This window comes from Rhodovulum sp. BSW8 (genome assembly GCF_003314725.1).
Taxonomy (GTDB): Bacteria; Pseudomonadota; Alphaproteobacteria; order Rhodobacterales; family Rhodobacteraceae; genus Rhodovulum; species Rhodovulum visakhapatnamense.
On sequence record NZ_QNVX01000008.1, the window covers coordinates 1 to 21,381 of the forward strand.

Consider the following 21,381-nt stretch of genomic DNA (forward strand, 5'->3'; position numbering starts at 1 on the left):
CGTCTTCCCGTGGTCAACGTGGCCGATCGTGCCGATGTTAACGTGCGGTTTCGTCCGTTCGAACTTTGCCTTACCCATCTTGGGCGCCTCATGGATTAGGGGGCCGCCTCCGGGCCCGATTCAACATCGCGGGCTCTCTAGTCTCTGGCCCGCCGGAAATCAAGCGTCAGTTCGCCGGGGACGGGGCCGCCGCCGGGCCGGACGAGAGCGGTTCCGCGGCCGTATCCAGCGGACGCGTCACGATTTCGCCTGCCGATGCGGGCGCCGCGGCGGCCAGCGGGTCGGCTGCCGATCCGGCCGCGACTCCGGCCAGCGCAACGTCGGTCACGGCAGCATCGGGATCGTAGTTCAGCCAGTCCTCGCGGTGCTCGACCAGCCAGCGCTCGATCCGCTTTGCCGCGTTCCGGGCCAGCGCGCGCATCTGCTCGTCCTTGGTCCGCGTCAGCCCGGTGCCGATCAGGGTAGCCCCGTTCAGGCCTTCGCCAACCGACAGCTGCTCGGATTCGGCGTTCAGCTTCTTGCCCGCCGCGTCGTCCCAGAGATTGGCCGACAGCACCAGCATCGATTTCGGTGCCAGCACCACCGGAACGCCCGGCACCGCCAGAGCATAGCCGTCGACCGCGATGCCCAGATGGTAGATCTTGTCGCCGTCATAACGGCCGAAGCGGCGTTCAAGCTCTTCCTTCAGCACCGTCTCCCATTCCTCCGCCGTCGCCTGGCGCGAGGGCGGAATGTCCTTGGCGTTCTTGGCCACGACGATGGCATAGCCCAGCCTGAAATCGCCCAGCGGCACCGGCGGCTCGTCGAGATCGTCCTTGGCGCCGCAGGCCGCTAACAGCGCCAGCGCCGCGACAAGCAGAACGGACCTCAGGGTCGTGAACGGACGGCTCATGGGATCCCCGCAAGATGTTGTATCGCCGACCCGGAATAGCCCAAGGGTCACGGTCACGCAACGCTCGCGCTCAGGTGAAGCGGTTGTCCCTTGGGAAGCCGCGCGGTGCCATCCGCCCGCTGCCCGCGCGCTTGCCCAGCCATTCGGACAGGTCGGCCTCGGTGCGCGTGCGCCCGGCCGGATCGCGCCAGCTGAGCCCGTCGGCCAGGGTGAAGGTGGTGGCATCGACCAGACCGCCATCCTTGTACTTCTGCAACCGGACGCCCTTGCCGCGCGTCATCTCGGGCAGTTCCTCCAGCGGGAAGACCAGCACCTTGCGGTTCTGCCCGACGCAGGCGACGTGATCGCCCGAGACCGCCACGCAGACCCTGGCCACGACCGGCGCCTTGACGTTCAGCGCCTGCTTGCCCGCGCGGGTCTGGGCCAGCACCTCGTCGGCGCCGACAACAAAGCCGTCGCCTGCACTGGAGGCCACCAAGAGCTTTTCGCCGGGGCGATGGATGAACAGCGCGACGATCTCGCTTTCATTGGGCAGATCGACCATCAGCCGCACCGGCTCGCCCATGCCGCGCCCGCCCGGAAGCTGGGCCACCGGCAGGGTGTAGAACCGCCCGTTCGCGCCGAACAGGATCAGCTTGTCGGTGGTCTCGGCCGGGATCACGAAACGGCCCTCGTCGCCATCCTTGAACTTCAGCGCGGACCCGTCGGCCAGATGGCCCTTCATCGCCCGGATCCAGCCCATCTTCGAACAGACCACGGTCACCGGCTCGCGCTCGATCATCGCCTCGATCGGCACCTCGGCCACCTCGGCGGCTTCGGCAAACCGGGTCCGGCGCGCGCCCCCCGGCGCCTTGGCGCCGAAATTCTTGCGGACCTCGCGCAGTTCGTCGGCGATCCGCTTCCATTGCAGATCTTCGTGGTCCAGAAGATCGCGCAGGCCCGCGCGTTCCTCGGTCAGCCGGTCGCGCTCGGCGGTCAGTTCCATCTCTTCGAGCCGCCGCAGCGAGCGCAGCCGCATGTTGAGGATCGCCTCGGCCTGAACCTCGGTCAGCGTGCCCGGACCGTCGGCGGGCAGCGGCGAGACATAGTCGCGGTCGGACATCGCCTTGGCGCGCGGCCGCGCCCAGTCCTCGGCCATCAGCGCGGCCTTGGGCTCGTCGTCATAGCGGATGATGTCGATCACCCGGTCGAGATTGAGGAAGGCGATCAGCAGCCCCTCCAGCACCTCGAGCCGGTGGTCGATCTTGTCCAGACGGTGCTCGGACCGGCGGATCAGCACCGCGCGGCGGTGATCGAGGAAGGCGCGCAGCACCTCCTTCAGCGAACAGACCTTCGGCGTGCGCCCGTCGATCAGCACGTTCATGTTGAGGCTGAACCGGATCTCGAGATCCGAGTTGCGGAACAGCGTGCCCATCAGCACTTCGGGGTCGATATTGCGCGAGCGGGGCTCGAGCACCAGCCGCACATCCTCGGCGCTTTCGTCCCGGACATCCGCCAGGATCGGGATCTTCTTGGTCTGGATCAGGTCGGCGATGCGTTCGATCAGCTTCGATTTCTGCACCTGATAGGGGATCTCGGTGACCACGATCTGCCACTGGCCGCGCCCCAGATCCTCGACCGCCCATTGGGCGCGCAGCCGGAAACTGCCCCGCCCGGTGCGATAAGCCTGGGCGATGCTGTCGCGCGGCTCGACGATGACGCCGCCGGTCGGGAAATCGGGGCCCGGCACGAATTGCAGCAGCGTGTCGTCATGGGCTTCGGGCGACTTGATCAGATGCAGGCAGGCGCCGACCAGATCGTCGATGTTATGCGGCGGGATGTTTGTCGCCATCCCCACGGCGATGCCGCTCGACCCGTTGGCCAGCAGGTTCGGAAAGGCCGCGGGCAGCACGACGGGTTCTTCCAGCGTGCCGTCGTAATTGGGGCGGAAATCGACCGCGTTTTCCGACAGCCCCTCCATCAGGGCCTCGGCCGCGGCGGTCAGGCGGGCTTCGGTATAGCGGCTGGCGGCGGGGTTGTCGCCGTCGATATTGCCGAAGTTCCCCTGCCCGTCCACCAGCGGGTAGCGGACGTTGAAATCCTGGGCCAGGCGCGCCATCGCATCATAGATCGCGGCATCGCCATGGGGGTGATAGTTGCCCATCACATCGCCCGAGATCTTGGCCGACTTGCGGAACCCCCCGGTCGCGGACAGCTTGAGTTCGCGCATCGCGAACAGGATCCGCCTGTGCACGGGCTTCATCCCGTCCCGCGCGTCGGGCAGCGCCCGGTCCATGATCGTGGACAGCGCATAGGTCAGATAGCGGTCGCCGATCGCACGGCGAAGCGGTTCGGACACGGCGTCCATCTTGGGGGGGTCGGTGGCGTCTGACATGCGTGTCGTCTAGATAAGGCAGGCAGACAAGTCCAGAGGCGGAACCCGCATGCCGACCCCGACCCGGCCGCCGCCCCGCGCGTAGCAATTTTGGCGCGAAAAGGGTATACTGCCCTTCTTTTTAGGGAGAACCCCAATGAAACTTTTCGCACCAATCGCCTTGGGCACCGCTCTTGTCCTTGCCGCCCTTCCCGATCCCGCCCTCGCACAGAACCAGTCCATGTCGGCAGGCACGCAGGCCGGCAGCCATGGCACGCTCAGGGCCACTCCCGGCAGCGGGCCCCGCGTTTCGGTCGGGACCGGTTTCGCCATTATCGACATGGGGACCGAGTCGCGGTCCTTCTGCTGCGACGGCTGCAGCAGCGACCCGGGCGGACCGGGGGGCGTGTCCTGTTCGGGCTGCACCGAGGTCGGACCGGTCAGCTGTTCCGGCACGCTGGTGACCTGCGCCGACGATCTTTCGGGCTGCCCGGTGGAATAGCAGGACAGCTCGGGGCTGGACAGGGCGCGCGCCGGATGCCAACAGCGCGTCATGGCACGCAGCGTCCTGATCACCGGCTGTTCTTCTGGCATCGGCCATGATGCCGCCCACGCGCTCGCCGCGCGGGGCTGGCGGGTGTTCGCCACCTGCCGCAAGGACGCCGATTGCGCGCGCCTGCGCGGCGAGGGGCTGGAAAGCTTCCCGCTCGACTATGCCAGCGAAGAAAGCCTCGCCGCCGCGGTCGACGAGGCCTTGTCGCGCACCGGCGGCACACTCGATGCACTTTACAACAATGGCGCCTTCGGCTGTCCCGGCGCGGTCGAGGACCTGCCGCGGGACGCGCTGCGCGAGATTTTCGAGACCAACCTCTTCGGGGTGCACGACCTCACCCGGCGGGTGATCCCCGCGATGCGCGCGCAGGGCCATGGCCGGATCGTCAACTGTTCCTCGGTACTGGGGCTCGTGCCGCTGAAATGGCGCGGCGCCTATTCGGCCACGAAATACGCGCTGGAGGGGCTGACCGACACGCTGCGGCTTGAGATGCGCGACACGCCGATCCGGGTGATCCTGATCGAGCCCGGCCCGGTGACCTCGAAGATCCGGGTGAACTCGATCCCGCATTTCGAACGCTGGATCGACTGGACGGCCAGCGCCCGGGCGGACCAGTACCGCACCTCGCTTCTGCAACGGCTTTACGAGGATCGCGGCCGCGACAGGTTCGAACTGCCGCCCTCCGCGGTCAGCCGCAAACTGGTCCATGCGCTGGAAGCGCGACACCCGCGCCCGCGCTATTTCGTGACGACGCCCACCTACCTGATGAACATCGCGCGGCGGGTCCTGCCGACACCCGCGCTCGACTGGCTGATCGACAAGGGATAGGCGGGACGCAGCGCCCGGGGCATGCGCCCGAAGACACGGCGCGCAACAAACGGCCGCAGAAACCTTCCCTGACGAAATATATTTTCCCGACGCTTTTGGTCTGTTCCCTCGGTTTGAGACTCGCTAACACTCTCCGGAACCATTGACTTGCCCCCGGAGGGGGGCGCGACTGCAAGGGAGACACACGCCGATGAAGGTCCTTGTGCCTGTTAAGCGGGTGATCGACTACAACGTGAAGGTCCGCGTGAAGGCGGACGGAACGGGGGTCGATCTCGCCAACGTCAAGATGTCGATGAACCCGTTCGACGAAATCGCCGTCGAAGAGGCGATCCGCCTGAAGGAAAAGGGTCAGGCCACCGAGATCGTTGCGGTCTCGATCGGGGTCAAGCAGGCCCAGGAAACCCTGCGCACCGCGCTGGCCATGGGCGCGGACCGGGCGATCCTGATCGTCGCCGCCGAGGACATCCATCACGACATCGAGCCGCTGGCCGTCGCCAAGATCCTCAAGGCCGTGGTCGACGAGGAACAGCCGGGTCTGGTGCTTTGCGGCAAGCAGGCCATCGACAACGACATGAACGCGACCGGCCAGATGCTGGCGGCGCTTCTGGGCTGGAGCCAGGGCACCTTCGCCTCGGGGCTCGAGATCGACGGCGACGCGGCCGAGGTCACCCGCGAGGTCGATGGCGGCCTGCAGACCATCAAGGTCAAGCTGCCGGCTATCGTTTCGGTCGACCTGCGCCTCAACGAGCCGCGCTATGCCTCGCTGCCGAATATCATGAAGGCCAAGAAAAAGCAGCTCGACGAGAAGACGCCCGCCGATTACGGCGTCGACACCGCGCCGCGCCTGACCGTGCTGAAGACCGCCGAACCGCGCGAGCGCAAGGCCGGCGTCAAGGTGGGCTCGGTCGACGAGCTGATCGCGAAACTGAAAGACGAAGCGGGGGTGCTCTGATGGCCGTTTTGCTGCTTGCCGAAGTCACCGGGGGCGAACTGCAACTCGACGCGACCGCCAAGGCGGTGACCGCCGCCAGGGCGCTGGGCGAGGTGACCGCGCTTTGCGTCGGCGCCCATGCCAAGGCCGCGGGCGAGGCCGCCGCAAAGATCGACGGCGTGGCCAAGGTGCTGGTCGCCGAGGACGCGATCTACGGCCACCGCCTGGCCGAGCCGACCGCCGATCTGATCGTGTCGCTGGCGGGCGACTATGACCATATCGCAGCGCCCGCGACGACCGATGCCAAGAACATCATGCCGCGCGTCGCCGCGCTCTTGGACGTCATGATCATCACCGATGTCGTGGGCGTGGTCGATGCCGACACGTTCGACCGGCCCATCTATGCCGGCAACGCGATCCAGACCGTCACGTCCTCGGACGCCAAAAAGGTCCTGACGATCCGCACCTCGACCTTCGAGGCGGCAGGCGAAGGCGCGGGCGCCCCGGTTTCGGACGTGGCGGCTGCGGGCAACCCGGCGCTGTCGGAATGGGTCTCGGATACCGCCGCGAAAAGCGACCGGCCCGAACTGACCTCGGCCGGGGTGATCGTCTCGGGCGGCCGCGGGGTCGGGTCGGAAGAGAACTTCAAGCTGATCGAGGACTTGGCCGACAAGCTGGGTGCGGCGGTCGGCGCGTCGCGCGCGGCGGTCGACAGCGGCTTTGCCCCGAACGACTGGCAGGTCGGCCAGACCGGCAAGGTCGTGGCGCCCGAGCTTTACATCGCGGTGGGCATTTCCGGCGCAATCCAGCACCTGGCCGGGATGAAGGATTCGAAGGTCATCGTCGCGATCAACAAGGACGAAGAGGCGCCGATCTTCCAGGTTGCCGATTACGGTCTTGTCGCAGATCTGTTCGACGCGGTGCCCGAGCTGGTCTCCAAGCTCTGAGGGCGCCGCCACGGAACGACAGGCCCGCCGGATCGCACCGGCGGGCCTTTCCATGTCGGCAAGCGGGGTGGGTCGGGGTCAAAGCGCGCGCAGTTCGTGCAGCGCCACGGTCAGCACCTCGGCCAGTTCTTCATGCACCGCAGGTCCGGGCAGCGACGCGGCCGCGGCCTGGTCCATCTCGCCATGCACCATGCCCTCGGTGCCCGGGGCAAGCGCTTCGGGGCTGGGCTCGAACTCGATCACCCGGGTGAAATAGGACCGCACCGTGTCCAGCATGTGCTGGGTTACGAATAACGGATCCAGTCCCAGCCCGTCGGATGGCTGATCGCCCTCCGGCGCGCGGCTTGGCAGCCAGAGCAGGATCTTGTCGCCCGGGATGCGCCCCGCAAGCTTGCGCATCCGCGCCTGCCAGGCCATCTGCAATTCGGCCACCACAATCTCGAAGGCCGAGGGCGATTTCTGCTTCAGTACGCTCAGCATGTGGCGGGTGAAGTGGAATTCGGTGAAATCGACGCCGGGATACAGCGCCTTCAGCATCGCCGAGGCACGCAGGAAGCGGTCGTTCCGGCGCGGATGCACCACGTAGAACCGGTTCGACATGTTATGCGCACCGAGCGCCTGAAAGATCGAGACCTTGGCCCCGGCCACCACGTCCATCAGCGAGACATCGTTCAGGAAGACGTCGATCCCGGCATTGACGCAGCCCAGATTGACCATCTGCAGCCCGGTCGCCTCTTCGATCAGCGCCGGAAACGGCTTCGGCACGAATTTTCCATAGGTCTCGGTGCCACCCACCACGGCACAATAGGGTTGGTCCAGCGATCTCTTTGGCCCCCTGAACAGCAATCTCGAATTGCCGTAACGGCAAGGGAAGTAGGCCAGCGATCCGCTGCCCATGTTATCGAAGCTCATCTTGCACCCACTCGCGTCTTGCGACTCACCGCTCTTCAGGTTGGGCATGCGGCGTTTCGAAGTCGCTAAAGTTCACATTCTATGGATAACGTCGCCCTTGTGCGGCAGCGCCGCATCGGCCAATGTGCCGCCAGCAAGGCGGGGGATGCAGATGGACGTCAAGACGGTCGGGGTAGTCGGTGCGGGCCAGATGGGCAACGGCATCGCCCATGTCTTTGCTCTGGCCGGGTACGAGGTCACGCTGAACGACATCTCTGCCGACGCACTGGACCGGGCCCTTGGCATCATCGGCAAGAACCTCGACCGCCAGGTCAGCCGCGAAAAGATCTCCGAGGCCGAAAAGCAGGCCGCGCTGGGCCGGATCTCGACCACCACGGTGCTGACCGATCTGGGATCTTCCGACCTGATCATCGAGGCCGCGACCGAACGCGAGACGGTCAAGACGGCGATCTTCGAGGATCTGCAGCCGCATCTGAAACCGACCACGATCCTGACCTCGAACACCTCGTCGATCTCGATCACGCGGCTGGCCAGCCGCACCGACCGGCCCGAGAAATTCATGGGGTTCCATTTCATGAACCCGGTGCCGGTGATGCAGCTGGTCGAGCTGATCCGCGGTATCGCCACCGACGAAGAGACCTATCACTCGCTGCTGAAAGTGGTCGAGTCGTTGGGCAAGACCGCCGCCTCGGCCGAAGACTTCCCGGCCTTCATCGTCAACCGCATCCTGATGCCGATGATCAACGAGGCAGTCTATACGCTGTACGAAGGCGTCGGATCGGTCCGGTCGATCGACGAGTCGATGAAGCTTGGGGCGAACCATCCGATGGGGCCGCTGGAGCTTGCGGATTTCATCGGGCTCGATACCTGCCTCGCGATCATGAACGTTCTGCACGAAGGGCTGGCCGATACCAAGTACCGCCCCTGCCCGCTGCTGACCAAATATGTCGAGGCGGGATGGCTGGGCCGCAAGACCAATCGCGGGTTCTACGACTACCGGGGCGAGACGCCGGTTCCCACGCGCTGACCACCCGCCGCGGGCGGAGGACGCCCGTCAGGAAGTGGGTATTGTGCCAAGAAGAACAGGGGCCTGGGTCAGGCCAGGGCCAGCGTGCGTTCGCGCAGCCAGGCGACGAAGCCACGCGGATCGCCCACCCAGCGCTCGATCACGTCGCGGTCTATGGGTTCGCCCACGGCGGGGCACTGGGGCCGGTTCAGGGCGTGAACGACCTCGTGCAGCAAAAGCCCCTGGCGCAGCGTCGGCGATAACCGGTTGGCGATCTGATACCAGCGCGAATTGGCGCCGGGAAACCGGACCGGCAGGACCCGGGCGCCCGAGCGCTGGATCAGCTTGGCGGTGAAGGGGTTCCAGCCAGCCTCGATTGCGGGGCCGAAGAAGGTCGGCGACGCGGCGACGACCCCGGCCGGGAACAGCACCACCGCGCCCCCCTCGCCAAGATGCGCCATCGCGGCGCGCCGCATCTCGAGATTCTGTTCGCGAGCATCTTCGGCATGGGGAAAGGGCACCGGGATCATGAATTCGGCGACCTCGGCCACGCCGGTCAGCAGCGAGCGCGTCAGGATCTTGTAATCGGTCCGCACCCGGCCGACGAGATCGGCCAGCACCATGCCGTCGACCAGCCCATGTGGATGGTTCGCGACGATCACCAGCGGGCCCTCGCGCGGGATCCGCGCCACCTGGTCGGGCGGGGTCGCGACGGCAATGCCCATCACATCCAGCGCCTGACGCCAGAAGGCCTGGCCCCGGGGAACGCCCCGCGCCTCGAATTCGCGCACGAGGCGCAAGAGGGTCAGCTTGCCGGTCAGGATCTCGATGGCGCGGATCGCCTGGGCGCGAAGCGGGTCGGGGAAGGTCCGGGCGTAGGAAAGCTCGCGCGCGTCGTAAGGCGGCTCGGCCGACGGGTCCGCGCGCGGTGCGTTCCGGGCGGGCGCGGTCATCGGCGCGCGGTGGTCAGCCATGTCCTGCATCGGGGGCTCGCGTCACATGTCCTCGCCGAACCGGTTCGCCACCAGGCGTTCCAGCGCATCCGCGAGCTTGGCGGCCTCGGGACCGCGAGTCGCAACCTCGATGCTGGTGCCTTTCGAGGCGGCCAGCATCAGGAGCCCCATGATGGAATCGCCCGACGCACTCATCCCGTCGCGGAACACCTCGGCGCTGGCATCGTGCTCTTCGACGCATTCCACGAACTTGGCCGAGGCCCGGGCATGCAGCCCCTTTTCGTTCACGATCTCGAACACTCGGATCACGCTGTTGCTGGTCAATGGGTCCTCACAGGCCGCCTGCGTCGAAACTGTCGATATACTTGCGCCCGGCCGCCAGCGCCGAGGCTGTGGCATCGCTGACGCTCATCCGGCGCGACTTGGCCAGCTTGATCAGCATGGGCAGGTTGGCGCCATAAAGGATACGCCGGTCGCCGGGTGCGCAGGCGCGGATCGAGAGGTTCGAGGGCGAGCCGCCGAACATGTCGGTCACCACCACCACCCCCCCGCCCTCGTCGACCTCGTCGGCGGCGCGGCAGATCTCGTCCTGCTTGGCGGCGCGATCGTCGTCGGGCGCGATCGAGATGGCGCGTACACCGGGCTGCGGACCCACGACGTGTTCGACCGCGGCCAGGTATTCTCGCGCCAGCCCCCCATGCGCGACGATGACGATTCCGATCACGCGCCCGTTCCCGCTCGTCTTGCGGGCGCGCCCTGCGCCCGCCTCTCCAGTTCCCTATGCCTTATAGACACTTGCCATTCCGTTGCCGCAAGCCGTTTCGCCACGGCCTCGGCCACGGCGACCGAGCGGTGTTGCCCTCCGGTACAGCCGAAGCCGATCGAGATATGACTGCGGCCCTCGTCGCGATGGGCCGGCAGCACCAGTGCCGCGAGATCCGAGATCCGGTCGAGAAAGGCCGTAAAGCGCGGATCGTCCGCGACATGGGCGACGACCGCCGGATCGCGCCCGTCGAGCGCGCGCAAGGTCGGGTTCCAGTAGGGATTGCGCAGAAAGCGGCAATCGAAGGCCATGTCGAGCCCCAGGGGCAACCCCCGCTTGTAAGAGAACGAATGCAGCGAAACCGCCAGCGGTGCGGCCCCGCCGGGGGCGAAACGCGCGGTCATCTCGGCGCGGAACTCGTGGATCGTGAGATCCGAGGTGTCGATCAGGCTGCTCGCCAGTTCGCGGATCGGGCCGAGGATATCGAGCTCGCGCGCGACCCCTTCCGCCGGGCTTTCGGCCGGGGCCATCGGATGGCGCCGCCGGGTTTCGGAAAAGCGGCGCAGCAACACATCGGGCCGGCAGTCGAGATACAGCACATCGGCCTCGAGCCCCGGGGCCGCCGCCAGCGCCCGGATCAGATCGGCCAGCGCCCGGGCCGAAAAGTCGCGGGTACGGATATCGACGCCCAGGGCCAGCGACGGCCCCGGCATCGGGCCGTCCAGAAGGCGCGGGATCAGCGAAATCGGCAGGTTGTCGATGGCCTCGAACCCCAGATCCTCAAGCACGTTCAGCGCCGTCGACCGCCCGGCCCCGGACGCACCCGTCACCAGCACGATGCGCTGTGGGCGGGGGCCCGGGTCGGTCTCGGCGGCGTTGGACATCAGAAGCGGGGTCCGGCGATGAGGCAATGCAGGATAGCTGCGGGAAAATATGGCCGATCCACGCGGCGAAGCAAGGGCAGCGACATGCCGAGGATCTCGATCTCGCGCGGCGGCGGCATCCTGTCGGTCTCGGCCATGTCAAGATCGACGGCCAGCACCACCGGTGCGGAGGCGACGGTTTCAGTGCGAAGGAGCCCCACGCCCCGCGCCTCGATCAGACCGCGGATCGCCTTGGGGCTGGAGGCGACAAGACCCTCGGGGCTGCGGGTCAGCACCGTGCGGTCATCCGCGACAAGGGTCGCGCCCAGCGCCATCAGTTGCAGCGCCAGAGCCGACTTGCCCGAGCCCGAGGCCCCCCGGATCAGGACCGCGCGGCCGCGATGGACGACTGTGCTGGCATGGAGGATGCAGGTCTCGGGGGCGGGCATGACAGCTGCGGCAGTCTCCGGCGGGGGCGGGCATCAGATCGGCAGACCCACGACGAAACGGGCGCCCAGTTGTTCCGAAGTCAGGTCGGCCTCGGTCGGGCGGATATTCTCGGCCCATATCACACCGCCATGAGCTTCGACGATCTGTTTCGAGATGGCAAGTCCCAGGCCGGAATGGTTGCCGAACTGACCGGCCGGGCGTTCGGAATAGAACCGGTTGAAAATCTTGGTCAAGGCCTGCTCGGGAATGCCCGGGCCGGTATCCTCGACCACCACCAGAACCCGGTTGTCGCGCTTGCGCGCCCAGATCCGGACGGCATCGCCGGTTTCGCAGAACGAAATCGCGTTGGTGATCAGGTTGACGAAGACCTGCGCCAGCCGCGCCTCGAGCCCCTGGATCTGGATCGGATCGGGTGGCAGATCGGCGATGAAGTCGATCCCGCGTTCGCGCGCCTGCTGGCCCAGATGGTCCGCAAGCCCGCGCAGCAGCCGCACCAGATCGACTGTCGTCTCCTCTTCCTTGACCAGTTCGCTGTCGAGCCGGGAGGCGTTCGAGATGTCGCTGACCAGGCGGTCGAGGCGGCGCACGTCATGTTCGATCACGTCGAGCAGCTTGGCGCGCTGGTCCTCGCGCCGCGCCACGCGCAACGTGCCGGTGGCCGAGCGCAGGCTGGCCAGCGGGTTCTTGATTTCATGCGCGACATCGGCGGCGAATTGTTCGTTGGCGTCGATCCGGTCGTAAAGCGCGGCCACCATGCCGCGCAGCGCAGCCGACAGGCGGCCGATCTCGTCCGGGCGGGCGCTGAGATCGGGGATTCGCACGCGCCCGGGGCTCATCGAGCGGGCATTGCGGTCCTGTCCGATCTCGGCGGCCGCGGCCAGTTCGGACAAAGGGTTGGCAATGGTCGAGGCCAGCACGAGGCTGAGCCCGATCGACACCAGAATGGCGATCACGAAGACCTGAAGGACCTGCTCGCGCTCGATCCGGACCAGCCAGTCAATCTCGCCGCTGGCCGAGACCATGGCGACCACGCCGACCACGCGGCCCTCCTGCAGGATCGGGGTGGTGACGGTGAAGGTGGTGCGGTTCTCGGCGTCGACCCCGGTCTGAAGCTGCGGTCCCTCCGTCAGGGTGGCCGCGACCTGATCCTTGAGCTGGACGCGCGGATCCACCGTATCCGGGGCGAGACGATCGCTGCCCGAAAGGCTCAGGATCGTTTCCCAGACCCGGTAGAGCGCATCGGTGATCATGGTGATCCGGCCGTCATCCTCGTAGCCGTCCACCGGCCAGTCGGCCCGCTTGACCCCCGTCGCCCGGCCGACAAGGCCCCGCGTGGTGTCGAAGACATAGACCTCGGCCCCCGGGGCCAGTTCCAGCGCGTCGAGCGTGGCCCCGACGTCGAGCCCGTCCGAGGTGGCCAGGTCAACTGCGGCACCCTGGGGGATCTGCGCCTCGAACACATCGGCGATCAGCTTGGTCTCGGCCACCATCCCGCTTTCGCGCAGGCTCAGCAGACTGTCACGGGCGGGGTTGAGATAGAGCACCCCGGAGATCAGTACGATCTGGGCGATCAGGTTGGCGGCAATGATCCGGCGCGCCAGCGGCGAGCGGTTCAGCGAAATGAGGCTCCGGCTTGGCAGGGGCGACCGGCGGCGGTCGATCTCGCGCCCGCCCACCCAGCCATAGGGATCGTCGCCGAACCCGGCCTCGTCAACTGCCATCCGCTTGCTGTCGCGCACAGGCTCTGTCCCCGGACCGTCGGCCTATTCCTCGTTGTAGCGGTAGCCGATGCCGTACAGGGTCTCGATCGCCGAGAAGTCGGAATCGACCTGACGCATCTTCTTGCGCAGCCGTTTGATGTGGCTGTCGATGGTGCGGTCGTCGACATAGACCTGATCGTCATAGGCCACATCCATCAGCTGGTCGCGGCTTTTCACGAAGCCGGGGCGCTGGGCGAGCGCCTGCAACAGCAGGAATTCGGTCACGGTCAGCGACACATCCATGCCTTTCCAGGTCACCGAATGGCGCAGCGGGTCCATGGCGAGCTGGCCGCGCACCATCGACTTGCTTTCCTCGGGCGTGGGCCCGGCATCGGCGGCGATGACCTCCTGCCGACGCAGGAGCGCGCGGATGCGCTCGACCAGAAGCCGTTGCGAGAAGGGCTTCTTGACATAGTCGTCGGCGCCCATCCTGAGGCCCAGGACCTCGTCGATCTCGTCGTCCTTCGAGGTCAGGAAGATCACCGGCATCGAGCTTTTCTGGCGCACCCGCTGCAGCAGATCCATTCCGTCCATCCGGGGCATCTTGATGTCGAAAACGGCCATGTCGGGCATGCGCTTGCTGAATGCGTCCAGCGCCGCCTGGCCGTCATTGTAGGTTTCCACCTCGAACCCTTCGGCCTCGAGCGTCATGGAAACGGAGGTGAGGATGTTCCGATCATCGTCGACGAGCGCAATCCTAGACATGGGAGAGTTCCTTATCCTGTCCACAAGCGGAACCAATTGAATCTACGCAACATTTACTCACGCCACAGCTCGAATCGCAGGCCCGTTGCGAATCGCAGCATTACATTGCGGCACATTGAAGCCGGAAAACGTTTACCTAACCGCTAACACTCTCCGGGGCCGGGTCCGTGCAGGCCGCGAACGAATTTTATCAATCCGCGCAAAATGGTTGCGCTATCAGTAAAAAAATCGAACTATGATTGCGCTAACGCCTCTCCGGTCCCTGTTGTTTCATGGAAACGTCATGGTATAGCCGCGCCGACCGAAGTGCGGTGGCAAGGAGCACAGACCATGGAATTCGGACGTGTGAACCCCAATCAGCGCCTTGAGACCCAGGGCATCGAAGGGCTGAACAAGGTCTATTACAACCTCTTGGAACCGGCGCTGGTCGAAGAGGCCCTCAAGCGCAACGAAGGCACGCTGGGCCAGGGCGGCAGCTTCCTCGTGACCACCGGGGTTCATACCGGCCGGTCGCCCAAGGACAAGCACGTCGTGCGCACGCCGGACGTGGTCGAACATATCTGGTGGGAAAACAACCGCCCGATGGAGCCCGAGGCCTTCGACCGCCTGCATGCCGACATGCTGGCGCATCTGAAGGGTCGCGAGGTCTTCGTCGAGGACCTCTATGCCGGCGCCGATCCCGACAACCGTCTGGATGTGCGGATCGTCACCGAGATGGCCTGGCACGGCCTGTTCTCGCGCCACCTGCTGCGCCGTCCCGCGCTGGAACAGCTCGACAGCTTCGTGCCCGAATTCACCATCATCAACTGCCCGAGCTTCAAGGCCGATCCCGAACGCCATGGCTGCCGCTCCAAGACCGTGGTCGCGCTGAACTTCGCCAAGAAGCTGATCCTGATCGGCGACACCGAATATGCCGGCGAGATCAAGAAGTCGGTCTTCACCCTGATGAACTACATCCTGCCCGGCAAGGGCATCATGGCGATGCACTGCTCGGCCAACCATGCCAAGGACAATCCGGTCGATACCGCGATCTTCTTCGGCCTGTCGGGCACCGGCAAGACCACGCTGTCGGCAGACCCGGCCCGCACCCTGATCGGCGACGACGAGCATGGCTGGTCGGATAACGGCACCTTCAACTTCGAAGGCGGCTGCTATGCCAAGACCATCAGCCTGAGCCCCGAGGCCGAGCCCGAGATCTACGCCACCACGTCGAAATTCTCGACCGTGATCGAGAACATGGTGTTCGACCCGCATACCAAGGAACTGGATTTCGAGGATGACAGCCTGACCGCGAACATGCGGTGCGCCTATCCGCTGGACTACATCTCGAACGCCTCCGAGACCTCGCTGGGCGGGCATCCGAAGAACATCATCATGCTGACCTGCGACGCCTTCGGGGTTCTGCCCCCGATCGCCCGGCTGACGCCCGCGCAGGCGATGTACCACTTCCTGTCGGGCTTCACCTCGAAGGTTGCGGGCACCGAGAAAGGCGTGACCGAGCCCGAGCCCACCTTCTCGACCTGCTTCGGCGCGCCCTTCATGCCGCGTCGCCCCGAGGCCTACGGCAACCTCCTGCGCGACAAGATCGCCAAGCATGGCGCGACCTGCTGGCTGGTCAATACCGGCTGGACCGGCGGCGCCCATGGCACCGGCTCGCGGATGCCGATCAAGGCCACCCGCGCCCTGCTGACCGCGGCGCTCGACGGGTCGCTGAACGATGCCGAGTTCCGCAAGGACCCGAATTTCGGCTTCGAGGTCCCGCTGGCGGTGCATGACGTGCCCGAGGTCCTGCTGGACCCGCGCCGCACCTGGGCCGACCCGGAGGCCTATGACGCGCAGGCGCAGAAACTGGTCAGGATGTTCTCGGAGAACTTCGCCCAGTACCTGCCCTTCATCGACGAGGACGTGAAGGAAGCCGCCATCGGCTGAGCCTTCGGTCCTGAAGTCAAATGAAAAGGCCCGGTCTAGCGACCGGGCCTTTGCCGTTTCCCTTGGCCGCCTTGCGGCGCCGATCGGGTATTTGCACCAAGAAGAAGATCAGTCTTGCGCCCAGCGGTCGAGCGCGGTTTCGTCCGCGTCCTTCGCCGCGACCCAGGCCGCGCCGTCGGCGCCGAATTCCTTCTTCCAGAACGGCGCGCGGGACTTGAGGTAGTCCATCAGGAATTCGGCTGCCGCGAAGGCATCGGCGCGGTGGGGGGCGGCGGTCGCGACCATCATGATCGTTTCGCCGGGCGTCAGGCTGCCATGGCGGTGGATGACGAGGCAGTCGAGAAGCCCGAAACGCCTCGTCGCCTCGGCGGCGATGGTCTCGAGAGCGCGTTCGGTCATGCCGGGGTAATGTTCGAGCACCATCCGGGCGAGCCCGCCATCGTCGCGCACGATCCCGGCGAAGGTCACGATGGCGCCTGCGTCGCGGCGGCCCCTGGCGAAGGCGCCAGCCTCGGCGCCGAAATCGAAGGGGGCGGCCTGGACGCGGATGTCCATCTTACCCGCCGGTCATCGGCGGGAAGAAGGCCACTTCGCGCACGCCAACAAGGGGCGCATCGAAATCTGCGAGATCCTGATCGACCGCGACCCGCAGTGCCGAGAGATCGGCGAAGGCCGCGGCATAGCGGTCCTCACGGGCCGAGAGTTCCTCGACCAGCGCCGCGACGGTCGGGGCCGCGGTCTCGATCCGCTCTTTCGGCAGGCCGATGCGTTCGCGGACCCAGGCAAAATAGAGCACGTCGATCATCGCGCCTGTTCATCCCTCAGATAGGGCCAGGACTTGGCGAAATAGTCGGCCCCGGTGATCAGGGTCAGCGCGGCGGCGGCCAGCAGCAGCGCGGTGCCGAGCCCCTCGATGGCGGCATGGGGCAGGATGCCATGGGCGATCAGCACCGAGATCGCGATCATCTGCACCGTCGTCTTCCATTTGGCGAGCTTGGTGACCTTCAGCCGTCCGGCTTGGGCGCCGAGAAATTCGCGCAGGCCCGAGACGAACACCTCGCGGAAGACGATCACCGTCGCGGCGAGCGTCAGCCAGGTCGGCATGCCGAACTTGGCCACCACAACCAGAAGGGCCGCCAGGACCATCGCCTTGTCTGCGATGGGGTCGATCATGGCGCCGAAGCGGCTGGTCAACTGCCAGCGCCGGGCGACATAGCCATCAACCCAGTCGGTGACCGAGGCCCCGACGAAAAGCACCAGCGCCACCCAGTCGGCGACAGGGCTGTCCCAGAGGAAATAGACCAGAGGGAACAGCGGCGCGGCCGCAAGGCGCAGCACCGACAGGATATTGGGGAGAGTCCATCTCATGGCCGGGTCATAGCGCGTCAGCCGCGCTCATGGAAGAAGCCGTAGATGGTTTCGGCAAGGCTGTCGGAAATTCCCTCGACCGCCTTGAGGTCGGCGAGGCCCGCGCGGCCGACCGCCTTGGCGCTGCCGAAATGGGTCAGAAGCGCGCGTTTGCGGGTGGCGCCGACGCCCGGGATCTCGTCCAGGGGCGTCGCGCCCATTGCCTTGGCGCGTTTCGCCCGGTGGGTGCCGATGGCAAAGCGGTGGGCCTCGTCGCGCAGGCGCTGCACGAAGTAAAGCACCGGGTCGTTATGCCTCAGCGCGAAGGGGCGTTCGCCGGGGCGGTGGAACTCTTCCTTGCCGGCATCGCGGTCGATGCCCTTGGCGACACCCACGACGGGCAGGTCCTCGACGCCCAGATCGGCCATGATCTCGGCCACGGCCCCCACCTGCCCGGCGCCGCCGTCGATCAGCAAGAGATCGGGCCAGGTCTCGCTCGCGCGGTCGGGATCTTCCTTCAGAAGGCGCTGGAACCGGCGGGTCAGGACCTCCTTCATCATGCCGAAATCGTCGCCCGGCGTCAGGCTGTCGCCGCGGATGTTGAACTTGCGGTACTGACTTTTCAGAAAGCCCTCGGGGCCGGCCACGACCATCGCGCCCACCGCATGGCTGCCCTGGATATGCGAGTTGTCGTAGATCTCGACCCGCTTTGGCGGCGCGTCCAAAGCAAACGCCTCGGCCAGGCCCGCCAGCAGCTTGCCCTGCGCCGCAGATTCGGCCATCCGCCGCCCGAGGCTTTCGCGGGCGTTGCGGGTCGCGTTCTCGACCAGTTCGGCCTTCTCGCCCCTCTGGGGCACGGACAGCTCGACCCGGCGTCCGGCCTTCTGCGACAGCGCCTCGGCCATCAGGTCGCGGTCCTCGATGTCATGGGAAAGCAGGATCAGCCGGGGCGGCTCCTTGTTGTCGTAGAACTGGCCGAGGAAGCCTTGCAGCAGTTCCGGCGCCTCGGCGCCGCTGCCGGTCTTCGGGTAATAGTCGCGGTTGCCCCAGTTCTGGTGCGCCCGGATGAAGAAGACCTGCACGCAGGCCTGCCCGCCTTCCATATGCAACGCCACCACATCGGCCTCGGCCACGCCGCGCGGGTTGATGCCCTGTGCCGATTGCACCTGGGTCAGCGCGCGGATGCGGTCGCGCAGCCCGGCCGCGCGCTCGAACTCCATCGCGTCCGAGGCCTGCTGCATCTCGGCCGCCAATGCCTCCTGCAGGCCCGAAGACTTGCCCTTCAGGAAATCCTCGGCATCCCGCACCGCGGCCGCATAGTCCGCCTCGGAGATCCGTCCGACGCAGGGGCCGCTGCAGCGCTTGATCTGGAACAGCAGGCAGGGGCGGCTGCGGCTTTCAAAGACCGAATCGGTGCAATTCCGCAGCAGGAACACCTTTTGCAACTGGTTCAGCGTCCGGTTCACCGCGCCCGCGCTGGCGAAGGGACCGAAATAGGCGCCCTTCTCGGTCCGGGCGCCGCGATGTTTGCGGATCTGCGGAAAGGCATGGTCCTTGGCCACCAGGATATTCGGAAAGCTCTTGTCGTCGCGCAGAAGCACGTTGTAGCGCGGCTTGAGCTGCTTGATGAGGTTCTGCTCCAGAAGCAGCGCTTCGGTTTCGGTCCGCGTCGTCAGAAACATCATCGACGCGGTTTCCGAAATCATCCGCGAGATCCGGCCGCTATGGCCCGACGGCTTGGCGTAGTTCGACACCCGCTTCCTGAGGTTGCGCGCCTTGCCGACGTAAAGCACCCGGCTTTCGGAATCGAGCATCCGATAGACGCCCGGCGAATTGTCAAGCGTCGCCAGATAGGACTGGACGCAGGCATGGCCTCGGGGGCGCGGGGCGGTATCGGGGTCGGCGGTCGGGGTCATCGCTCAGAGATCGTGATTCCGGAGACTGCCTGCAATGGGCAACAGCCGGAGGCAAGGGGAAACAAATCCACGACTTCTGTGGATAAGGTTGCGGATAAGCTGCGGGCGTCTCGAAATTTTCATTGTTTTCCGCCCAACTCCTCGGTTTGCCCACTTTTTGGGCGGCTTTTCAAGATATTGATTTCAAATGAAATTTTTTGGGGCCATGGCAAAACGTTGATATTGTTTAAGAAATCATTACGAAACTGTGACGCTCACATGACGCGTGGAAAAGCTCACGCAGCGGCGTCCTGCAAGGGCTCTGCACACACGCGATCCCGGGCCCGGATCACCCTGAAAGATGGCCGTCGCCGACGCAGATCACTTGCCCCGTGACGGCCTTCGCCGCCAGCAGATAGCCGAGCGCGGCCGCGGCATCCCCGCAGCCCGCAAGCCCCTTCGGCTCGCTGCCCCGTCCCGTGACCGGGGTCGTGCTGGCCCGGAACGCCGCGTAGGGGGCGTCGGCGCACCGGGTCCCGCGCAGGGCTTCGCCCACGGCGATCGCATTCACCCGGATCGCGGGGGCAAGCGCCTGGGCAGCCGTGCGGGTCAGAGCCCAAAGTCCCGTCTCGGCGAGGGTGTAGGTCAGGAAATCAGGCGTGGGGCCGAGCACCTGCCGGTCGATGACGTTGACGACCAGACCTTCGGACAGCGCTTCGCCCGCAGCGTCGCGTCCGGCCTCGGGCGCCTGGGCGGCGAAGGTCTGCATCAGCACGAAGGGCGCCCGCAAATTGGCCCCGATATGGCGGTCCCAGCTCTGGCGGGTCGCGGTCGAAAACGTGTCATGTTCGAAGACCGAGGCCGCGGTGGTCAGCACTGTCATCGGCCCGCCCAACGCCTCGGCCGCGCGGGGCACCAGGGCAGAGGCCGCAGCCTCGTCGAGGAGATCGGCGTCGAGCGCCACCGCGACGCGCCCCAGGGCGCGGATCTCGGCGACCGTCCGGGCGGCGGCCTCCGGGTCGCCCGCACAGTGCAGCGCGACGTCATGGCCCTCTCTGGCCAGATGCACCGCCAGCGCCACGACCACCCCCGGTGCGCCGCCGGTGACGAGCGCCCGGCCGGTCACAGCAAGAGCACCCCGGCATAGGCCGCGTAAAGCAGGAAGAACAACGCCCCCCAGGCGCGGCCCAGGGCCAGCTTCCAGACCACGAAGGGCGTCAGCAGAAGCGCCGCCCCCAGCATGATCCACAAGTCGAAGCGCAACATCTCGGGCGGCACCGCGATGTCGCCGAAGAAGCTTGCCATGCCGATGATGGCCAGCAGGTTGAACATGTTCGACCCGATCACGTTGCCCATCGCCACGTCGGCCTGGCGGCGCAACGCTGCCATCACCGTCGTCGCCAGTTCGGGCAGCGAGGTCCCGACCGCGACCAGCGTCAGGCCGATCACCGTATCGGACACGCCAATCTCTTGCGCGATGCTGATCGAGGCATCGACCAGCAGATCTGCCCCCAGCGGCAGGCCCAGAAGCCCCAGCACCAGAAACATGCCGATCTTGAACCAGCCCAGCGACGGGTCGGCGCCTTCGACCTCTTCAGTCTCGTCCGACGCCGTGCATCGGGCGGCCTCGGCCGCGACCGCCGCCTCGCGGCGATGGTTGCGCGCCGACAGGAACGCATCGACCAGCACAAAGCCCAGCGCCAGCATCAGCCCGATGCCGTGGATCCAGGTGATCGGCCCGATCATGCAGACGAAGAGGAAGAAAAGCGTCGATCCGACCATCAGCGCATAGGTGCGCCGGGTGTCGCATTCATCGGTGCGAATGCCGGTCATCAGGGCCGGTATCCCCAGCACCAGCAGCACATTGGCAATGTTCGACCCGACCACGTTGCCCATGGCGATGCCGGGCGAATTGTCCAGAACGGCCTTGATCGAGATCAGCAATTCGGGCGCCGAGGTCCCGAAGGCGACGATCGTCAGGCTGACGATCAGCGCCGGAACCCCAAGGCGCAACGATAGGTTCACCGCGCCCTTGACCAGACTGTCCCCGGCCAGCAGCAACAGGGCCAGGCCCAATCCCGCATTCAGCAGATCGCTTGCCATCCGGCCCTACCCCTTGCCGCAGGGGCAGGGCCCGCTGCCGATCCTGAACCGCCCGCACTGCGGGCATCGAACGGGGCGGCGGCGCCCCAGGGCGCGCGCCCCGCCGCGCGGGCGCGGCAGACGCAGCTTTCCGAACATGCCGAGAACGGCCATTCCGACGAGAAACAGAAGCGCGACCTTCAGCAGCATGG

22 protein-coding genes are annotated in these 21,381 nt (G+C 66.3%); 6 read left to right on the forward strand and 16 right to left on the reverse strand.

Annotated features, from left to right (window positions below; genetic code table 11):
• Positions 1-166: 166 nt before the first annotated feature.
• Both DSD19_RS06475 and DSD19_RS06480 read right to left on the reverse strand, forming a co-directional pair.
• The gene (locus DSD19_RS06475; RefSeq protein WP_113668995.1) at positions 167-892 is read right to left on the reverse strand and encodes a hypothetical protein; all 726 of its coding nucleotides are present in this window, start codon (positions 890-892) and stop codon (positions 167-169) included.
• A 70-nt stretch (positions 893-962) separates the two neighbouring features.
• The gene (locus DSD19_RS06480) at positions 963-3,266 is read right to left on the reverse strand and encodes a DNA topoisomerase IV subunit A (RefSeq protein ID WP_113668996.1); all 2,304 of its coding nucleotides are present in this window, start codon (positions 3,264-3,266) and stop codon (positions 963-965) included.
• Positions 3,267-3,402: 136 nt separating this feature from the next.
• Between DSD19_RS06480 and DSD19_RS06485 the strand changes: the two genes are divergently transcribed.
• The 4 genes from DSD19_RS06485 (at position 3,403) to DSD19_RS06500 (ending at position 6,504) form a co-directional block, all read left to right on the forward strand.
• Positions 3,403-3,747 (forward strand): hypothetical protein, encoded by a 345-nt coding sequence (locus DSD19_RS06485; protein WP_113668997.1) that lies wholly within the window; start codon positions 3,403-3,405, stop codon positions 3,745-3,747.
• 51 nt (positions 3,748-3,798) lie between these two features.
• The gene (locus DSD19_RS06490) at positions 3,799-4,626 is read left to right on the forward strand and encodes an SDR family NAD(P)-dependent oxidoreductase (protein WP_075784637.1); all 828 of its coding nucleotides are present in this window, start codon (positions 3,799-3,801) and stop codon (positions 4,624-4,626) included.
• Between the two features lie 190 nt (positions 4,627-4,816).
• Positions 4,817-5,578, forward strand: coding sequence for an electron transfer flavoprotein subunit beta/FixA family protein (locus tag DSD19_RS06495; protein ID WP_075784636.1), 762 nt, complete (start codon positions 4,817-4,819; stop codon positions 5,576-5,578).
• Complete coding sequence (locus tag DSD19_RS06500; protein ID WP_075784635.1) at positions 5,578-6,504, forward strand: electron transfer flavoprotein subunit alpha/FixB family protein; 927 nt, start codon at positions 5,578-5,580, stop codon at positions 6,502-6,504. The genes DSD19_RS06495 and DSD19_RS06500 overlap by 1 nt, the downstream gene beginning before the upstream one ends.
• A gap of 78 nt (positions 6,505-6,582) precedes the next feature.
• Here DSD19_RS06500 and DSD19_RS06505 read toward each other — a convergent pair whose 3' ends face one another.
• A complete protein-coding gene (locus tag DSD19_RS06505; protein WP_113668998.1) occupies positions 6,583-7,416 on the reverse strand; it encodes a DUF6473 family protein in 834 nt (277 codons plus the stop codon).
• Between the two features lie 151 nt (positions 7,417-7,567).
• Here DSD19_RS06505 and DSD19_RS06510 point away from each other — a divergent pair, with 151 nt between their 5' ends.
• Complete coding sequence (locus tag DSD19_RS06510; protein WP_113669027.1) at positions 7,568-8,443, forward strand: 3-hydroxybutyryl-CoA dehydrogenase; 876 nt, start codon at positions 7,568-7,570, stop codon at positions 8,441-8,443.
• Between the two features lie 68 nt (positions 8,444-8,511).
• Here the strand turns inward: DSD19_RS06510 and DSD19_RS06515 are convergent, their stop codons facing one another.
• The 7 genes from DSD19_RS06515 to DSD19_RS06545 are packed head-to-tail and all read right to left on the reverse strand — an operon-like array spanning position 8,512 to position 13,916.
• The gene (locus DSD19_RS06515; protein WP_371412540.1) at positions 8,512-9,396 is read right to left on the reverse strand and encodes a lysophospholipid acyltransferase family protein; all 885 of its coding nucleotides are present in this window, start codon (positions 9,394-9,396) and stop codon (positions 8,512-8,514) included.
• A 21-nt stretch (positions 9,397-9,417) separates the two neighbouring features.
• On the reverse strand, positions 9,418-9,684 hold the full coding sequence (locus DSD19_RS06520) for an HPr family phosphocarrier protein (protein WP_243627761.1): 267 nt from the start codon (positions 9,682-9,684) through the stop codon (positions 9,418-9,420).
• A gap of 22 nt (positions 9,685-9,706) precedes the next feature.
• A complete protein-coding gene (locus tag DSD19_RS06525) occupies positions 9,707-10,099 on the reverse strand; it encodes a PTS sugar transporter subunit IIA (RefSeq protein ID WP_075784632.1) in 393 nt (130 codons plus the stop codon).
• Positions 10,096-11,022, reverse strand: coding sequence for an RNase adapter RapZ (gene rapZ / locus DSD19_RS06530; protein WP_075784631.1), 927 nt, complete (start codon positions 11,020-11,022; stop codon positions 10,096-10,098). Before rapZ ends, DSD19_RS06525 begins: the two co-directional genes overlap by 4 nt.
• Complete coding sequence (locus tag DSD19_RS06535) at positions 11,022-11,450, reverse strand: HPr kinase/phosphorylase (protein WP_113668999.1); 429 nt, start codon at positions 11,448-11,450, stop codon at positions 11,022-11,024. The genes rapZ and DSD19_RS06535 overlap by 1 nt, the downstream gene beginning before the upstream one ends.
• Before the next feature lie 33 nt (positions 11,451-11,483).
• Positions 11,484-13,172 carry a sensor histidine kinase gene (locus DSD19_RS06540; protein WP_113669028.1) on the reverse strand — a complete coding sequence of 563 codons (1,689 nt, stop codon included), beginning with the start codon at positions 13,170-13,172 and terminating at the stop codon, positions 11,484-11,486.
• Between the two features lie 42 nt (positions 13,173-13,214).
• Entirely contained in the window at positions 13,215-13,916 is a 702-nt protein-coding gene (locus DSD19_RS06545) for a response regulator transcription factor (protein WP_075784628.1), read from the reverse strand.
• 330 nt (positions 13,917-14,246) lie between these two features.
• On the opposite strand from DSD19_RS06545, the gene DSD19_RS06550 reads away from it, so the two are divergent.
• On the forward strand, positions 14,247-15,845 hold the full coding sequence (locus DSD19_RS06550; RefSeq protein ID WP_113669000.1) for a phosphoenolpyruvate carboxykinase: 1,599 nt from the start codon (positions 14,247-14,249) through the stop codon (positions 15,843-15,845).
• Between the two features lie 108 nt (positions 15,846-15,953).
• Here DSD19_RS06550 and DSD19_RS06555 read toward each other — a convergent pair whose 3' ends face one another.
• The 6 genes from DSD19_RS06555 to DSD19_RS06580 all read right to left on the reverse strand — a co-directional run bounded on the left by DSD19_RS06555 (position 15,954) and on the right by DSD19_RS06580 (position 21,190).
• Positions 15,954-16,400 carry a molybdenum cofactor biosynthesis protein MoaE gene (locus DSD19_RS06555; protein ID WP_075784626.1) on the reverse strand — a complete coding sequence of 149 codons (447 nt, stop codon included), beginning with the start codon at positions 16,398-16,400 and terminating at the stop codon, positions 15,954-15,956.
• Position 16,401: 1 nt separating this feature from the next.
• On the reverse strand, positions 16,402-16,650 hold the full coding sequence (gene moaD / locus DSD19_RS06560) for a molybdopterin converting factor subunit 1 (protein ID WP_108028742.1): 249 nt from the start codon (positions 16,648-16,650) through the stop codon (positions 16,402-16,404).
• The gene (gene pgsA / locus DSD19_RS06565) at positions 16,647-17,213 is read right to left on the reverse strand and encodes a CDP-diacylglycerol--glycerol-3-phosphate 3-phosphatidyltransferase (RefSeq protein WP_075784625.1); all 567 of its coding nucleotides are present in this window, start codon (positions 17,211-17,213) and stop codon (positions 16,647-16,649) included. The genes moaD and pgsA overlap by 4 nt, the downstream gene beginning before the upstream one ends.
• Positions 17,214-17,230: 17 nt before the next feature.
• The gene (gene uvrC, locus DSD19_RS06570; protein ID WP_075784624.1) at positions 17,231-19,108 is read right to left on the reverse strand and encodes an excinuclease ABC subunit UvrC; all 1,878 of its coding nucleotides are present in this window, start codon (positions 19,106-19,108) and stop codon (positions 17,231-17,233) included.
• A gap of 328 nt (positions 19,109-19,436) precedes the next feature.
• Complete coding sequence (locus tag DSD19_RS06575) at positions 19,437-20,213, reverse strand: SDR family NAD(P)-dependent oxidoreductase (RefSeq protein WP_113669001.1); 777 nt, start codon at positions 20,211-20,213, stop codon at positions 19,437-19,439.
• The gene (locus DSD19_RS06580; RefSeq protein WP_075784622.1) at positions 20,210-21,190 is read right to left on the reverse strand and encodes a calcium/sodium antiporter; all 981 of its coding nucleotides are present in this window, start codon (positions 21,188-21,190) and stop codon (positions 20,210-20,212) included. The genes DSD19_RS06575 and DSD19_RS06580 overlap by 4 nt, the downstream gene beginning before the upstream one ends.
• Between the last annotated feature and the right edge of the window lie 191 nt (positions 21,191-21,381).

Excerpts from the sequence above, each read along its gene's own strand:
- DSD19_RS06475 (WP_113668995.1), bottom strand. The coding sequence starts at position 892 with ATGAGCCGTCCGTTCACGACCCTGAGGTCCGTTCTGCTTGTCGCGGCG.
- DSD19_RS06480 (WP_113668996.1), bottom strand. The coding sequence starts at position 3,266 with ATGTCAGACGCCACCGACCCCCCCAAGATGGACGCCGTGTCCGAACCG.
- DSD19_RS06485 (WP_113668997.1), top strand. The coding sequence starts at position 3,403 with ATGAAACTTTTCGCACCAATCGCCTTGGGCACCGCTCTTGTCCTTGCC.
- DSD19_RS06490 (WP_075784637.1), top strand. The coding sequence starts at position 3,799 with ATGGCACGCAGCGTCCTGATCACCGGCTGTTCTTCTGGCATCGGCCAT.
- DSD19_RS06495 (WP_075784636.1), top strand. The coding sequence starts at position 4,817 with ATGAAGGTCCTTGTGCCTGTTAAGCGGGTGATCGACTACAACGTGAAG.
- DSD19_RS06500 (WP_075784635.1), top strand. The coding sequence starts at position 5,578 with ATGGCCGTTTTGCTGCTTGCCGAAGTCACCGGGGGCGAACTGCAACTC.
- DSD19_RS06505 (WP_113668998.1), bottom strand. The coding sequence starts at position 7,416 with ATGAGCTTCGATAACATGGGCAGCGGATCGCTGGCCTACTTCCCTTGC.
- DSD19_RS06510 (WP_113669027.1), top strand. The coding sequence starts at position 7,568 with ATGGACGTCAAGACGGTCGGGGTAGTCGGTGCGGGCCAGATGGGCAAC.
- DSD19_RS06515 (WP_371412540.1), bottom strand. The coding sequence starts at position 9,396 with ATGGCTGACCACCGCGCGCCGATGACCGCGCCCGCCCGGAACGCACCG.
- rapZ (WP_075784631.1), bottom strand. The coding sequence starts at position 11,022 with ATGTCCAACGCCGCCGAGACCGACCCGGGCCCCCGCCCACAGCGCATC.
- DSD19_RS06535 (WP_113668999.1), bottom strand. The coding sequence starts at position 11,450 with ATGCCCGCCCCCGAGACCTGCATCCTCCATGCCAGCACAGTCGTCCAT.
- DSD19_RS06540 (WP_113669028.1), bottom strand. The coding sequence starts at position 13,172 with ATGGCAGTTGACGAGGCCGGGTTCGGCGACGATCCCTATGGCTGGGTG.
- DSD19_RS06545 (WP_075784628.1), bottom strand. The coding sequence starts at position 13,916 with ATGTCTAGGATTGCGCTCGTCGACGATGATCGGAACATCCTCACCTCC.
- DSD19_RS06550 (WP_113669000.1), top strand. The coding sequence starts at position 14,247 with ATGGAATTCGGACGTGTGAACCCCAATCAGCGCCTTGAGACCCAGGGC.
- DSD19_RS06555 (WP_075784626.1), bottom strand. The coding sequence starts at position 16,400 with ATGGACATCCGCGTCCAGGCCGCCCCCTTCGATTTCGGCGCCGAGGCT.
- moaD (WP_108028742.1), bottom strand. The coding sequence starts at position 16,650 with ATGATCGACGTGCTCTATTTTGCCTGGGTCCGCGAACGCATCGGCCTG.
- pgsA (WP_075784625.1), bottom strand. The coding sequence starts at position 17,213 with ATGAGATGGACTCTCCCCAATATCCTGTCGGTGCTGCGCCTTGCGGCC.
- uvrC (WP_075784624.1), bottom strand. The coding sequence starts at position 19,108 with ATGACCCCGACCGCCGACCCCGATACCGCCCCGCGCCCCCGAGGCCAT.
- DSD19_RS06580 (WP_075784622.1), bottom strand. The coding sequence starts at position 21,190 with ATGGCAAGCGATCTGCTGAATGCGGGATTGGGCCTGGCCCTGTTGCTG.